General features: G+C 72.4%; 16 protein-coding genes. 11 read left to right on the forward strand and 5 right to left on the reverse strand.

Features of this window, described 5'->3' with window-relative positions; genetic code table 11:
* The first annotated feature begins 91 nt into the window (after positions 1 to 91).
* Positions 92 to 1,330 carry a hypothetical protein gene (locus U8525_RS22780; RefSeq protein ID WP_374268395.1) on the forward strand — a complete coding sequence of 413 codons (1,239 nt, stop codon included), beginning with the start codon at positions 92 to 94 and terminating at the stop codon, positions 1,328 to 1,330.
* 108 nt (positions 1,331 to 1,438) lie between these two features.
* On the opposite strand, the gene U8525_RS22785 is transcribed toward U8525_RS22780, so the two are convergent.
* Both U8525_RS22785 and U8525_RS22790 read right to left on the reverse strand, forming a co-directional pair.
* Positions 1,439 to 1,708, reverse strand: a complete 270-nt coding sequence (locus U8525_RS22785; protein ID WP_374268396.1) for a hypothetical protein — start codon at positions 1,706 to 1,708, stop codon at positions 1,439 to 1,441.
* Positions 1,709 to 1,820: 112 nt separating this feature from the next.
* On the reverse strand, positions 1,821 to 2,468 hold the full coding sequence (locus U8525_RS22790; RefSeq protein ID WP_374268397.1) for a vancomycin high temperature exclusion protein: 648 nt from the start codon (positions 2,466 to 2,468) through the stop codon (positions 1,821 to 1,823).
* 274 nt (positions 2,469 to 2,742) lie between these two features.
* On the opposite strand from U8525_RS22790, the gene atpG reads away from it, so the two are divergent.
* The 10 genes from atpG to U8525_RS22840 all read left to right on the forward strand — a co-directional run bounded on the left by atpG (position 2,743) and on the right by U8525_RS22840 (position 11,791).
* Positions 2,743 to 3,639: an ATP synthase F1 subunit gamma gene (gene atpG / locus U8525_RS22795; RefSeq protein WP_374268398.1), complete on the forward strand. Its 897-nt coding sequence runs from the start codon at positions 2,743 to 2,745 to the stop codon at positions 3,637 to 3,639.
* Positions 3,640 to 3,959: 320 nt separating this feature from the next.
* Positions 3,960 to 5,405 carry a F0F1 ATP synthase subunit beta gene (atpD, locus tag U8525_RS22800; RefSeq protein WP_374268399.1) on the forward strand — a complete coding sequence of 482 codons (1,446 nt, stop codon included), beginning with the start codon at positions 3,960 to 3,962 and terminating at the stop codon, positions 5,403 to 5,405.
* 22 nt (positions 5,406 to 5,427) lie between these two features.
* Positions 5,428 to 5,985, forward strand: coding sequence for a hypothetical protein (locus U8525_RS22805; RefSeq protein WP_374268400.1), 558 nt, complete (start codon positions 5,428 to 5,430; stop codon positions 5,983 to 5,985).
* A gap of 29 nt (positions 5,986 to 6,014) precedes the next feature.
* The gene (locus U8525_RS22810) at positions 6,015 to 6,419 is read left to right on the forward strand and encodes a F0F1 ATP synthase subunit epsilon (RefSeq protein WP_374268401.1); all 405 of its coding nucleotides are present in this window, start codon (positions 6,015 to 6,017) and stop codon (positions 6,417 to 6,419) included.
* 155 nt (positions 6,420 to 6,574) lie between these two features.
* Positions 6,575 to 6,844: a hypothetical protein gene (locus U8525_RS22815; protein WP_374268402.1), complete on the forward strand. Its 270-nt coding sequence runs from the start codon at positions 6,575 to 6,577 to the stop codon at positions 6,842 to 6,844.
* A 424-nt stretch (positions 6,845 to 7,268) separates the two neighbouring features.
* Positions 7,269 to 8,300, forward strand: a complete 1,032-nt coding sequence (locus U8525_RS22820; protein WP_374268403.1) for an ADP-ribosylglycohydrolase family protein — start codon at positions 7,269 to 7,271, stop codon at positions 8,298 to 8,300.
* Positions 8,301 to 8,494: 194 nt separating this feature from the next.
* Positions 8,495 to 8,899, forward strand: a complete 405-nt coding sequence (locus U8525_RS22825; protein WP_374268404.1) for a phage holin family protein — start codon at positions 8,495 to 8,497, stop codon at positions 8,897 to 8,899.
* Positions 8,896 to 9,393 carry a hypothetical protein gene (locus tag U8525_RS22830; RefSeq protein WP_374268405.1) on the forward strand — a complete coding sequence of 166 codons (498 nt, stop codon included), beginning with the start codon at positions 8,896 to 8,898 and terminating at the stop codon, positions 9,391 to 9,393. The genes U8525_RS22825 and U8525_RS22830 overlap by 4 nt, the downstream gene beginning before the upstream one ends.
* 36 nt (positions 9,394 to 9,429) lie before the next feature.
* Entirely contained in the window at positions 9,430 to 10,770 is a 1,341-nt protein-coding gene (locus tag U8525_RS22835; RefSeq protein WP_374268478.1) for a cytochrome ubiquinol oxidase subunit I, read from the forward strand.
* Complete coding sequence (locus tag U8525_RS22840; RefSeq protein WP_374268406.1) at positions 10,760 to 11,791, forward strand: cytochrome d ubiquinol oxidase subunit II; 1,032 nt, start codon at positions 10,760 to 10,762, stop codon at positions 11,789 to 11,791. The genes U8525_RS22835 and U8525_RS22840 overlap by 11 nt, the downstream gene beginning before the upstream one ends.
* Here the strand turns inward: U8525_RS22840 and U8525_RS22845 are convergent.
* From U8525_RS22845 to U8525_RS22855, 3 genes are read right to left on the reverse strand one after another with little or no spacing between them, the layout of a single operon-like run.
* The gene (locus U8525_RS22845) at positions 11,781 to 12,308 is read right to left on the reverse strand and encodes a hypothetical protein (protein ID WP_374268407.1); all 528 of its coding nucleotides are present in this window, start codon (positions 12,306 to 12,308) and stop codon (positions 11,781 to 11,783) included. The genes U8525_RS22840 and U8525_RS22845 overlap by 11 nt on opposite strands.
* 42 nt (positions 12,309 to 12,350) lie before the next feature.
* Positions 12,351 to 13,121 (reverse strand): SDR family NAD(P)-dependent oxidoreductase, encoded by a 771-nt coding sequence (locus U8525_RS22850; RefSeq protein ID WP_374268408.1) that lies wholly within the window; start codon positions 13,119 to 13,121, stop codon positions 12,351 to 12,353.
* Positions 13,122 to 13,177: 56 nt separating this feature from the next.
* Positions 13,178 to 13,759 (reverse strand): methyltransferase domain-containing protein, encoded by a 582-nt coding sequence (locus U8525_RS22855; RefSeq protein ID WP_374268409.1) that lies wholly within the window; start codon positions 13,757 to 13,759, stop codon positions 13,178 to 13,180.
* Positions 13,760 to 13,937: the final 178 nt, after the last annotated feature.

A 13,937-nucleotide genomic window follows, 5' to 3' on the forward strand; every position in this document is an offset into this window, starting at 1 on the left:
GGGTGGACGAAACCCGACATGCACACTGCGCACGGGGGCCCAGGCGCCGTAAGGTGCGAGCCCTGGTGGCTGTCGATGTCGTGGAGGGGTCATGCACGAGTGGTTGGAGGCACTGCGCAAGTCGGCGAAGGCGACCTCGGTGGGTGTGCAGGCGGAGGAGGTCCGCCGCGCGGAGACGGAGTGCGGCGTCCCGTTCCCCGAGGACCTGGCGGTCCTGTACCAGGGGGTCAACGGCGGTGATTTCCAGGGCGAGGTGCGGCTGTACCCGCTGCGTGGCGAGGAGGGGGCGCCCAGCGTCCTGGAGAAGAGTCGCCTGATGGTGGTGGGCCTGCCCGCCGCGGGCGTGTGGCGCTTCGGGCTGAAGGGGACGCACCGGCACCTGTTCGTCGCGCGCAAGTCCGCGATGGAGGAGCAGGGGGACGGCGGCGGGCCGCTGCCCGGCTGGGTGGACGCGCTGGACGGGGACGCCTGGGTCTTCGGCACCTGGGATGGCGAGAAGAAGGAGATGCGGCTGTACCGCACGCTCAAGGACATGCTCGAGGTGCTGATTCCGCCCGTGGAAGAGGTGGAGACCTTCGGGGAGCGGACCTTCGCGCGCGCCATGAACGCCGTGCTCCAGGGCGCGCTGTCCGGCGCCGCGGCGCGTGTGGACGAGGAGGACGCGTCCGACGCGGAGGCTGACGAAGAGGAGGCGCTCGAAGAGGGCGAGGTCGAGGTGTCCGGCGAGGAGGAACTGGAGGAGGAGCTCGCCGGGGACACCGGTGAGGCGGAGGCCTTGTCCGACGAGGAGGCCCCCGAGCAGGAGGAGCTGTTCGCGGAGCCCGAGCCGAAGCGCCCCGTCGCGAAGAAGGCCCGTCGCGAGCCGCCCGTGACGGAGGCGCCGGCCGCCCCCGCAGAGAAGAGCGCTCGGAAGGAGGCCACCGCGAAGAAGGCCGTGCCCGCGCGTGGTGCCGTGAAGAAGGCCACGGGCAAGGCCGCCGTGAAGAAGGCCGCCGCGAAGAAGGCCACGGGCAAGGCCGCCGCGAAGAAGGCCGCGCCCGCGCGTGGTGCCGCGAAGAAGGCCGCAGGTAGGGCCGCCGCGAAGAGGGGCGCCGTGAAGAAGGCCGCGGGCAAGACCGCCGCGAAGAAGGGAGCCGCGAAGAAGGGTGTCGCGAAGAAGGGGGCTGCCCAGAAGCGTGGCGCCTCCCTGAAGAAGGCCTCCGCGAAGAAGGGAGCCGCCCAGAAGCGTGGCGCTCCCGCGAAGAAGGCCGCTGCCCGGAAGGGCGGGGCCGCGAAGAAGGCCCTGGCCCGCAAGCCCACGGTGAAGAAGTCCTCGCGCCGCAGGTCCTGAGCACAAGGGACGGGGGCACCTCACGGGTGCCTCCACCTGAAACAAGGGGCGCGTCCCTCGCACGGGGACGCGCCCTGTTCGCATCCGCATCCAGGGGCCAGGCCCCGGCTACTCGGGCAGCAGGTCCGGCGACTGCGCGCGGGGGCCGGGCTCGTCGGGCTGCGCGGTCAGCTCACGCTCCTCTTCCTCCTCCTCCCGGCCGAAGCGCTGGATCTGATCCGGCAGGATGTCCCGCGCATCCGCCTCCTCTTCCAGGGGCGGCGACACAGCCATGTCCTGGTCCGAGATGTTGATCTCATCCTCTCCGGTGTCCGGGTTCCGGTGGCGAAGCGAGGTGGACTCGCCCACGTCCTCATCTCCGAGCTTGTTGAATCGCATGGGGTCTCCTCGACAGGGACGGTTGAGAAAGCCTCCGTGTCCCCACGAAAATGCGACCCCGGGACGGCAGCCGCAATGGACGCAGCCCGCCTGCCTGCCGGGCCCGCCCCCGTCAGCGGGGAGCTGTCGGCGGCTGGCCGTCAGGGCTGCCGGGCTCCACCTCCAGCAGCACCATCCCCAGCGCCAGCACGCGGGAGAGCGTCTCGCGCACCGTGTAGCGCCAGGGGGTCGGCCGCCCCTCGTCCGCCGCCACGCCCCACGCGTCGATGCCCACCGAGTTGGCGATGAAGAGCGCCCGCGACAGGTGGAAGCGCTGCGTGACGAGCACCGCCCGGTCCGCGCCGAACACCGAGTGCGCCCGCAGGCAGCTGTCGTAGGTGGACAGCCCCGCCTCATCCCCCAGCACCGCGTCCTCCGGCACCCCGCGCTCCAGCAGGTAGCGCCGCATGGCCCGCGTCTCGTTGTGGAAGGGCGCGGAGTTGTCCCCGCTCACCAGGAGCGACCGCACCTTGCCCTGCCGCCACAGCGCGATGGCCGCGTCCAGCCGCTGCGCCAGCACCGGCGACGGCACCGCGCCCGGCGCCAGCCCCGCCCCGAACACCAGGGCCACGGGGGCCTCCGGCGCGCCCGCCAGCGGCACGATGCGGGCCTGGTAGCGCAGGCGCACGAAGTGGGAGAGGCCCAGCAGGACGGCCAGGGCCAGCCCGAGCAGCCCCAGGCCCCTGCGTACCCACACCCTGGTCGTGCCGCCAGCCTTCATGGACCCCGCAGAACGGTCGGAAGGGGCCATTCTCTTCCGGCGCCCCCCACTCGGAAAGCATCACCGGCGGCCCGCTGATGGGAACTGGTCACGCCCGCCCGGCCACCGGACGGCGGTGGTGGCGGGCCCCGGCGCGGGGCGGAGGCCCCCTCCGGGCACCCCGCCGTTGACCGGCCCCCGCCCCGCCTATATAGGGGGCCCGCCGTCCCTACATGGCCAGCCCGGGCCGTCGCGGGGCGCGCGCCGCACGTCGTCCCAGAGGAGTTCCCGGTCCATGGCGTCCCTTCGCGATATCCGCAAGCGCATCCGCTCGGTGAAGAACACGCGGCAGATCACCAAGGCCATGAAGATGGTCTCCGCCGCGAAGCTGCGGAAGGCGCAGGACGCCATCCTCGCCGCCCGCCCGTACGCGCAGACGCTGGAGCAGATCATCTCCGAGCTGGCCGTGCGCTCCGCCGACCAGGAGCTGGCGCACCCGCTCCTGACCACCCGCCCCATCCGCCGCGTGGAGCTGCTGCTCCTCACGTCCGACCGCGGCCTCGCCGGTGGCTTCAACTCCAACGTCATCCGCCGCGCCAACCGCTTCCTGTACGAGAACAGCAATCTCCAGGTGCGGATCTCCACGGTGGGCCGCAAGGGCAACGACTTCTTCCGCAACCGCGGCCAGTCCATCCGCAAGGACTTCGCCGGCCTGTACGCGACGCTCAACTACCGCTCCGCCGCCAACGTCGCGGAAGAGATGGCCGCCGCCTTCCTCAATGACGAGGTCGACGCGGTCTACGTCATCTACAACGAGTTCGTCTCCGCCATCAGCCAGAACGTGGTCGTCTCGCAGCTCCTGCCGCTGCAGCCGGCCGCCGCCGCGGCCACCCCCCCGCCCGCCGCGGAGACCGTCGCGGCGGCCCCCGCCCTGGTGGACTTCAAGTACGAGCCGTCCCGCCAGGCCGTGCTGGACCGGCTGGTGCCCCAGGCGGTGAACATCAAGCTGTACCGGGCGCTGCTGGAGAGCGTGGCCAGCGAGCAGGGCGCGCGCATGAGCGCCATGGAGAACGCCACCAACAACGCCACGGACATGATCTCCAGCTACACGCTGATCTACAACCGCACCCGCCAGGCGGTCATCACCAAGGAGCTGATGGAGATCGTCTCCGGCGCCGAGGCCCTCAAGTAGTCCGCCTCCCGTCCGGCCGGCTCCCCGGCTCCAGCCGCAAAGGGCCCGTTGCCTCGCGCTCCCACGAGCGCCCGGGGCGCGGGCCCTTCGTCGTTCCAGGCCCCCTCTCCGGGCAGGCGGAGGCGGGCGGCGCGCCAGGGGACTGGCGCCGGGGACACCGCTCCGCTAAGCGGGACTTACGTGCGCGGACCCGGGAGGCTTGACCCTGCCGGGCGCCCCCCGGTAAAGGGGGCCCGCCCACACCCCTCTTCGGGGTTCGATTTTCTGACGGGCGGCGGCGCCCCGGCCGCTCGCCACACGAGACAAGGCAGAGGAGTCCCATGAGCGCTCAAGTCCCGACGACTGGCAAGATCACGCAGGTTCTCGGCCCCGTGGTCGACGTGGAGTTCCCGCCCGGCGGGCTCCCGGAGGTGTACGCGGCCCTCAAGGTGACCAACCCCAACCTGGGCGCGGAGAAGGACAACCTCACCATCGAGGTCGCGCAGCACCTGGGTGAGAACACCGTGCGCTGCATCGCCATGGACTCCACGGAGGGCCTGGGCCGCGGCATGCCGGTGTCCAACACGGGCGCCCCCATCCAGGTGCCGGTGGGCAAGGCCACCCTGGGCCGCATCATGAACGTCACCGGCGAGCCGGTGGACGAGATGGGCCCGGTGAACGCCACCGAGTACTGGCCCATCCACCGCGCGCCCCCGCCGTTCACGGAGCAGGACGTGCGCGTGCAGATGTTCGAGACCGGCATCAAGGTCATCGACCTGCTCGCCCCCTACACCCGCGGCGGCAAGATCGGCCTGTTCGGCGGCGCCGGCGTGGGCAAGACGGTGCTCCTGCAGGAGCTCATCCGCAACGTGGCCGTGGAGCGCGGCGGCTTCTCCGTGTTCGCCGGCGTGGGTGAGCGCACCCGCGAGGGCAACGACCTGTACCACGAGATGCAGGAGACCAAGGTCATCCAGACCGACAACCTGGAGAAGAGCCAGGCGGTCCTCGTGTACGGCCAGATGAACGAGCCGCCCGGCGCCCGCGCCCGCGTGGCCCTCTCCGCGCTGACCATGGCGGAGTACTTCCGCGACGTGGAGGGCCGTGACGTGCTCCTCTTCGTGGACAACATCTTCCGCTTCACCCAGGCCGGCTCGGAAGTGTCCGCCCTCCTGGGCCGCATCCCCAGCGCGGTGGGTTACCAGCCCACGCTCGCCACGGAGATGGGCGGCCTGCAGGAGCGCATCACCTCCACCACCAAGGGCTCCATCACCTCCGTGCAGGCCATCTACGTGCCCGCGGACGACCTGACGGACCCGGCGCCGGCCACCGCGTTCGCCCACCTGGACGCGACCACGGTGCTCAACCGCTCCATCGCGGAGCTCGCCATCTTCCCCGCCGTGGACCCGCTGGACTCCACCAGCCGCATCCTGTCCGCGGACGTGCTGGGCGCCGAGCACTACGCCGTGGCCCGCCGCGTCCAGGGCATCCTGCAGCGCTACAAGGAGCTCCAGGACATCATCGCCATCCTCGGCATGGACGAGCTGTCGGAAGACGACAAGCTGTCCGTGGCGCGCGCCCGCAAGATCCAGCGCTTCCTGTCCCAGCCGTTCTTCGTGGCCAAGGTCTTCACGGGCCTGGACGGCCGCTACGTGAAGCTCCAGGACACCATCCGCAGCTTCAAGGAGATCGCGGACGGCAAGCACGACGACCTCCCGGAGTCCGCCTTCTACATGGTCGGCTCCATCGAGGAGGCCCAGGAGAAGGCCCGCAAGATGGCGGCGGCGTAAGGCCCGCCTCCCGGAGCGACCCATGCGCCTGACCGCCGCGCTCGCCTTGCTGCTCTGTGGTGCCGCGCCCTCCGCCTTGGCGGAGGAGCGCAGCAGCCGGGCACGGGTGAGCGCGAACGGCCTCTACAGCGTCCGCACGGTGGACGTGGGCGTGGGGAAGTGCCGGCTGGAGGTGCTCAAGGAGAACGGGCCCCTCTGGTCGGCGGACGTGTGCGTGGGGACGGTGGACGACCTCTACTTCGCGTCCAACGACGGGGAGAAGGTCTGGGTGCTCTACCCGCTGGTGGAGAAGGGCAAGCCGCTCCTCGTCAAGGGCAAGAAGAAGGCGAAGGGCCAGAGCCTGGCGTGGGCGCGGGTGATGGTGGCGGCCCAGTTCGACCGCACCGGGCAGAAGCTCCAGGAGCGGCGGCTGACGGAGCTGATGACGACGAAGCAGCTGTCGGAGGTGCGGCAGCTGGCCCACCACCTCAAGTGGCTGGAGGGCACCCTGGGCATTCCGGGCAAGGGCCCCCGCCTGACGGACGCCGGGGTGTTGGAGTTCGAGCCGGTGGGCGCGCAGACCCAGCGGCTGACTTTCTGATGCGGTAGTGCGGTAGCACGAGGACCTTCATGGCCAAGCTGACTGTCGAGATCGTCACCCCCGAGAAGCGCATCCTGTCCGTGCAGGCCGACGAGGCCATCGTGCCGGGCGGCGAGGGCCTGTTCGGCGTGCGTCCCGGCCACACGCCGTTCCTGTCGCTGGTGGAGCCGGGCACGCTGACCCTCACCGAGGCGGGCCGTCAGGACCGCTACTTCGTGGCCGGCGGCTTCGTGGAGGTGAGCAACGACAAGGTGCTGGTGCTGGCGGACGCCGCCGAGCACGTCACCGGCATCGACGTGGCCACCGCCCGCCGCCGCATGGAGGAGGCCCAGGCGCGCCTCAAGGACCTCAACAGCGCGGACGCGCGCTACGCGCTGGAGCAGGCCGCGGTGCGCCGCGAGGCCGCGCGCATCAGCGCCGCCGAGGCGCGCTGACGTCCCCCGCGCGCCCTTCCCAGGGCGCGCTCGCGGCACCCGGGAGGGTGGAGCTCCGAAGCCCCGAGGACGGGGCCGGCGCTCCACCCTCTTCGCGTTCCCGGGCCCACGGGCTCCCGCTTCCGGCGACTCCCGGCGCATGATGCGGCGCAGTCATGCGCACGCCCGACTCGCCCGTCCTGGAGCTGTTCCACCGCATCGCGGAGCCCCCGTCCGCCGCCGCGCGCCGCTTCGTCACGGACCACGCGCTGGAGGACCGCGTGCGCTTCCGCAACCTCACCTACGAAGAGGTGGAGAAGGACTGGCGCGAGCGCGGCGGCCACACGTCCCCCGCGCTGTGGGACGGCGCGCGGCTGTACCAGGGCGCGGAGGCGGTGGTGGCGCGGCTGATGGCGGTGGTCAACCTGGGCCGCGATGGCGGGTGATCCGCGTGGACGAAGAGAAGTCGCGCGCGTCAAGGTGAACACCTGAGCCCGTGTGCGGCGCACGTGCACGGCGCCTTGCGCACCCACGCGCGGCCACCCGTGCTTCCCTTTCGGTCCATGTGCAGCATTCGAAGTTGGACACGGGCGCGCGTTCGCGCGTTTCCACGGGCTCGCCTGCTTGCTGAAACGCGGCGGGATGCGATAGCTACCGCGCCCCCGGTTGCGCCGTGGTGACGGCGGAGGAGGCGGACAGTGGCGACGCGCGTGGTGCAATCCAGCGGGACCTTTCTTGTCCAGCGCTCCACCGCACCCGCCTCGTTCCCGTCAAGGCCCCATGTTCGATCCGCCATCGCGTCGCGCGCCCACGCAGCGTTCATCTCGGTGCTCGTCCTTGGCTGAGGCTCGGGTAATCTCCGCCCCTCCGATGCCGCTGACTCCCGCAGACCGCCAGGACCGTTTTCACGCGGCATTCCTGGGGCTCGCCATCGGGGATGCGCTCGGCTTTCCGCTGAGGGGCATCCCCCCGGCGAGCCTGGCGCGGCTGCCCGGCCTGGCGGAGGACTTCGCGCCCCGGCCGCGCGGCAAGTTCGCCAAGGGCCAGTTCAGCGACGACACGCAGCTGCTGCTCGCGGCCGCGGAGAGCGTCATCCGCGAGGGCAAGGTGGACGGCCGCAGCGCGGCGCTGCACCTGGCGTGGCTGTGGCAGGAGGGCATCATCCTCCAGCCGCCGCGCAGCCTGTCGGAGGCGCTGCAGCGGCTGGCGGGCGGCACGCCGTGGATGAGCGCGGGCGCGCCCCTGGGCACGAAGTGCCCGTCGGTGCTCAGCCGCGCGCTGGTGGTGGGCCTCTTCGAAAGCGGCCAGCGCGCGCGCCTGCCGCACGACGCGGGCGTGCTCACCGTCATCACGCACAAGGACCCCGTCTGCGCCGCCGCGGCGGCCGCGTTCGCGCAGGCGGTGGCGCTGGGCATGGAGCAGGAGGCCCTCACCCCCGCAGCCTTCTGCGAGGCCCTGGCGCTGGCCGCCGCCGTGCACGACAAGAACCTGGCGGAGGAGATCCGCCACCTGCCGCGCCTGCTCACCTGGGACACCCAGCGCGCGCTCAACCAGCTGCGCAAGGTGGGCGTGCCCCCCAGCGAGCTGAAGGGCGTGGACGGGCTGCCGTGCCACGTGATGCCGGTGCTGCTCACGTCGCTGTACGCGACGCTGAAGGTGCCGCACGACTTCCGCGAGGCCGTGGTCCTCACGCTGCGCTGCGGCGGCGAGGCGGACGTGACGGCCGCGCTCACCGGCGCCCTCCTGGGCGCGCACCTGGGCACCCGCGCCATCCCGGCCCGCCTGCGCAAGCAGGTGCTGTACGCGGAGAACCTGCTGGACACCGCGGACCGCCTCTTCCGGGCCCGCCAGGTGCGCGAGACGCTGGCCACGGCGATCGCCCACCAGCAGCGCCGCCGGTAGCGACCGCGGGCCGGCCGCCCCTCCCGCTGGGGCGGGGGCAGCAGGCAGGCAGCCGGCCGTGAAAGGGCTGTGCGGCGGGACTTCTCCAGCACACCCTTCCTGACCACCTTGAGGGACAGCCCGGGGGCAGCCGGGACGGCCAGGCGGGCGTCCGCGGACTGCGCTCTGGGAGTCATCCTGTCGGAGGTACGGTCGTGGACCTCGAATCGGAACGCCTGGAGCGCAGCCAGCTGGAGACGCTCTCCACCGCGGAGCTCATCCGGCACGCGCTGTCGGAAACCCGCCTGTTGGTGAGGGCGGAGGTGATGCACGCCAAGAAGGAGCTGAAGCAGGAGCTGCAGGCGGCCAAGCTGGCGGGCATCTTCCTGGGCGCGGGGGCCGTGCTCGCCCTCACGTCACTGGCCGTGCTCTTCGTCGCGCTGGGCCTGGCGCTGCCGCTGGGGGCCGCCGTGGGCGTGCTCATCGTGGGCGCGGTGCTGCTGGCCGTGGCCGGCCTCCTGCTGTTCCTGGGCGCGAAGCGGATTCCCAAGAAGCCGCTGGTCCACACCCAGGAGCGCTTGAAGACGGACCTCCAGCTGACCCGGGAGACGCTGCAATGAGCCAGGCACCCGAGACGGAGCGCCACGCGGACCACGCCATCACCCGGCGCATGGGCGACCGCGAGCAGGTGGAGCAGACCGCGGACCGCATCCGCGACGAGCTGCTGCTCACCCTGGAGGAGCTGGACCGCCGGCGCGCCCGCGCCACGGACGTGCGCTACCACGTCCGCCAGCACCGCGACCTGCTCGTCACCGTGGGCGCCGCCGCCCTGGTGGCGGTGGGCCTGGGCGTGGGCTTCGCCATCTACCGCGCCCGCCACCACGACGAGCGCGTGCGCCGCCAGCGCCGCAAGGCCCTGGAGCGCGCCTGGGCCCACCCGGACCGCGTGGCCACCAGCATCGAGGACAAGCCGCTGGGCGCGGAGCTGGGCCGCAAGCTGGTGATGATCTTCGCCACCTCGCTCGCCACCGCCGTGGCCCGCAACTCCATCCAGACCCTGGTGCCCTCGCGGGCGATTGCAAAGGTGCCTGCGGACAAAGATAAGAAATCCTGAATGCGAAAAATGCGCGCATAAATCAGACTGATGTCCATGACGGACCTGCTCTATGCACGCGCGCAGATGGGGCTGTCGCTCGCGTTCCACATCGTCTTCGCGGCGGCCGGCGTGGCGTTGCCGGTCTTGATGGTGCTCAGCGACCTGAAGCACCGGCGCACGGGGGACGCGGACTACCGGAGGCTCAGCGAGAAGCTGGCGAAGGGCACCGCCATCCTGTTCGCGGTGGGGGCGGTGAGCGGGACGGTGCTCTCGTTCGAGCTGGGCCTCCTGTGGCCGGAGTTCATGGGCCGCTACGGCGAGGTGATTGGCCTGCCCTTCAGCCTGGAGGGCGTGGCCTTCTTCACCGAGGCCATCTTCCTGGGCATCTACCTGTACGGCCGCGAGCGGGTGTCGCCGGGCCTGCACCTGTTCAGCGGCGGGATGGTGGCGCTGAGCGGCGCGGCGAGCGCGTTCTTCGTCACGCTGGTGAACACGTTCATGAACAACCCGTCCGGCTTCACGCCCACGCCGGCGGGGCCCACGGACGTGCAGCCGCTGGCGGCGATGTTCAGCCCCGGCTGGCAGTACCAGACGGCGCACGTGCTCTTGTCCTGCTATCAGGCCAGCGCGTTCGCGATGGCGGGCATCCACGCCTTCATCCTGCTGAGGCACCCGGGCGCCGCGTTCCACCGCAAGGCGCTGTCCATCGCGCTGCCGCTCGCGTGCGTCACCGCGCTCGCGCAGCCGCTGGTGGGGGACCTGTCCGCGAAGCACGTGGCGCGCGCGCAGCCGGTGAAGCTGGCCGCCATGGAGGCGCACTTCCACACGGAGGCGGGCGCGCCCCTGAAGGTGGGCGGGTGGCCGGACGCGGAGACGGGCACGGTGCCGGGCGCCATCGACGTGCCGAAGGGGCTCTCCATCCTGGCGTTCGCGGACCCCCACGCGGTGGTGAGGGGCCTGGACGCGTTCCCCCGCGACGTCTGGCCGCCGGTGGCCAAGGTGCACGGGGCCTTCCAGGTGATGGTGGGCACGGGCAGCCTGATGGCGCTGCTCGCGCTGGTGACGCTGTGGCGCCGGTGGCGCGGCCGCGAGTGGCCGCACGGCAGGGGGATGATGCGCGCGTGGCTGGGGGCGGGGCCGCTGGGGCTGGTGGCGCTGGAGGCGGGGTGGCTCGTCACCGAGTGGGGCCGGCAGCCGTGGATCGTCCGGGACGTGATGCGCACGGGCGAGGCGGTGACGCCGGTGCCGCACCTGGCCGCGCCGTTCTTCACCTTCACGGGGGTGTACCTGTTCCTCGGGGTGACGGTGCTCTTCGTGCTCTGGCGGCAGGTGGCGGGCACGCTGCCCGGGGGGCCCCGCGCGGCGGCGGGCGGCGAGGTGGCCCATGTCCACTGAGACGGCGGTGCTGGGGTTCGCGGTGGCGGGCACGTTCGTGCTGTACGCGCTGCTGGGCGGCGCGGACTTCGGCGGCGGGGTGTGGGACCTCCTGGCGCGCGGGCCGCGCAAGGCGGAGCAGCGGGCCCTCATCGCCCACGCCATCGGGCCGGTGTGGGAGGTGAACCACGTCTGGCTCATCGTCGGGCTGGTGCTGCTCTTCAGCGGCTTCCCGCGCGCCTTCGCGGCGCTGAGCGTGGCGCTGCACGTGCCCCTGACGCTGCTGGTGCTGGGCATCGTGTTCCGGGGCACGGCGTTCACCTTCCGCGCCTACGACACGCGCGGCGACGCGGTGGAGCGCCGCTGGGGCGTGGTGTTCAGCGTGGCGAGCGTGGTGGCCCCGCTGCTGCTGGGCATGTGCGTGGGCGCGGTGGCCAGCGACGCCATCCGCATGCAGGGGCACGCGGTGGTGAGCGGCTTCTTCGCGTCGTGGCTGTCGCCCTTCGCGCTGTCCGTGGGCGTGCTGACGCTGGGCCTGTTCGCGTTCCTGGCGGCCGTGTACCTCACGCACGAGGCGCGGACGCCCGGGTTGGCGGAGGACTTCCGGCGCCGGGCGCTGGTGACGGGCGGGCTCCTCTTCCCGCTGGCCCTGGCGGCCCTGCTGCTGTCGCGCGAGGGGGCTCCCCGCGTGTGGACGGGGCTGTCGCAGACGCCGTTCGCGCTGGCGCTGCACGCGGGCACCGCGGTGGCGGCGGTGACGGCGTTCGCGCTCCTGTGGACGCGGCGCTTCCGGGCCGCCCGGGTGGCGGCGGCCACCCAGGGCGGGCTCATCGTGCTGGGGTGGGCGGTGTCGCAGGCGCCGTACCTGGTGTACCCGCACCTGACGCTCCAGGGCGCCGCGGCGCAGCCGGAGGTGCAGCGGCTGCTGCTGGTGGCGCTCGTCGTGGGCCTGGTGACGGTGGTGCCGTCGCTGGTGCTGCTGTTCCGCGTCTTCGGGCCCCGGGGCCAGGCGCCCCAGGCTCCGGGGTCGCCTACGACTTGAGCACGGGGAACAGCGGCGGGTGCATGACGCGGGGCCTCTCGTCGCCCCGCGCCACCAGCACGCGGGCCCCCTCGAGCAGGTCCTCCGCGTCCAGCGCCTCCACCACGGTGCGCGCGGCCGTGTCGGGGTCCATCACGCGGCAGTGCACGCGCATGACGCCCGCCTCCGTCTCGCCGCCCTCCACCTCGCCGTTGCCCGTCCAGCCGAGCGCGTCCGTGAGCAGCTCCTCCACGGCGGTGCGCTGCTCGAAGTCGTGGCCGGTGCCCTTGCCCTGCACGGCGTACTCGACGAGGAGCACGGCCATGGCGTCCGGCTCGGGCTCGTCGTAGCCGGCGTCCACCAGGGACTCGGCCTCCTGGGCGATGACCATGTCGGGGTCCTCGTCCGGGGGGACGGGAACGGTCTTCTGCTCGCCTCCATCACCGACGGTGCCCCAGTGCACCGTGACGACACCCTCGTGCTCCCACGCCTCCCAGTAGCGCAGGGTGTCGCCGTCCTTCTTGTAGAGCTTCAGCAATGCGTTGGCCTCATGCGCGCGGACTCCATACCGCAACCCGGCTCAGTAGGCACGGCCCTGCCCGCCGTCCACGGGGAGGGTGGAGCCCGTCACCCACTTCGCCCGCTCGGAGCAGAGGAAGGCGACCACGTCCGCCACCTCCTCGGGCGTGCCGAAGCGGCCCCAGGGGATCTGCTCGCGCACCATCCTGGCCACCGCCTCCGGGTCGTGCTGCTGGCGCCGGTCCCAGCTGCCGCCGGGGAAGAAGATGGAGCCCGGCGCCACGGCGTTGACGCGGATGCGGTGGGACGCCAGGTCCACGGCCATCTCCTTGGTGAGCGCGATGAGGCCCGCCTTGGCGGCGCTGTAGGGCGCGCTGGTGGCGTACTCGCGGCCGAAGATGGAGCTGATGTGCACGATGCTGCCGCCGCCGTGCTGGCGCATCGCCGGCACCGCGCGCTGGCTGCACCACACGGCGGACATCAGGTTGCGCTGGAGGACGTCGCTCCACTGCTGGGTGCTGGCCGCGTCGAAGGCGCCCGCGCCGCCGCTGCCGCCCACGTTGTTCACCAGGATGTCCAGCGCGCCGAAGGCGCGCACCGCGGAGTCCACCGCCAGGTACGCGCCCTCCTGCGTGGCCACGTCCGCCACCACCGTGGCCACCTGGGCGCCCTCGGAGCGCAGCTCCTTCGCGATGACCTCCAGCGGCTCCAGGTGGCGCGCGCACACGCACACCCGGGCGCCCTCGCGCGACAGCACCGTGGCGATGGCCCGCCCGATGCCCCGGCTGCTGCCGGTGACGAGCGCCGTTTTTCCCGTGATTCCCAGTTCCATGCCGTCCCTTCTACCGCTGGCGCGGGTCGGGTGGGGGACGGGATTCACCGGGGCGTTCAAAGGCGCTCGAAGACGTCCAGGCGCCAGGCGCCCTCCATCACGCCGCGCAGGTGGCGCAGGCGCTTGGGGGCGAGCAGGCGGAAGGCGTCGTGGACCGCGTGGCCGTCGAGGCGCATGTCGCGCGTCTGGCCGGTCCAGTGCACGAGGACCAGGTGTCCGCCGGGCTCCAGGTGGTCGAGGATGCGCTGCTGCGCGACCGACAGCTCGTGGAGGTTCCAATAGGCGGCGCGCCCGGACACCAGGGTGAGGTCGAAGGTCTGCGCGGGGTAGCGCACCAGCACGTCCGTCTGCTCGAAGCGGACGTGCGGCAGGTGGTGGCAGCGGTGGATGGCGCGGGCCTGGGCGGACTCGGAGGTCTCCAGGGAGAGCAGGGCGTCACAGCGCGCCTGGAGCTTCTCCGTGAGCAGGCCGATGCCGCCGCCAATCTCCAGGGCGGAGCGGTAGCGCGCGTGGGGCAGCGCGGCCAGGGTGACGTCGTCGCGGCTGCGCACGCAGCCCAGCGCGTCGAGGCGCCACGAGTCATCGGCCTCCCGAGGCGGATGGAGCGGGGGCAGCAGGAGGGCGGAGGACGGTTTCATGGGGAGGAGGCTCCTGGGGTTCGGGAATTCCCAGGATGCGACCTGCCCCCGCGCTCCACACCCCGTCGCCCGGGGCCAGAAGGTGTCGCACCCGCGGCAGTCCGAGCGTCGGGGGGTGATCAGCCGCGCCGCCAGTCGTCGGGTGGACAGGTCCAGGGCCGCCGCTCGCCGCGCCGAG

The organism is Corallococcus sp. RDP092CA, assembly GCF_041903675.1.
Lineage (GTDB): Bacteria > Myxococcota > Myxococcia > Myxococcales > Myxococcaceae > Corallococcus.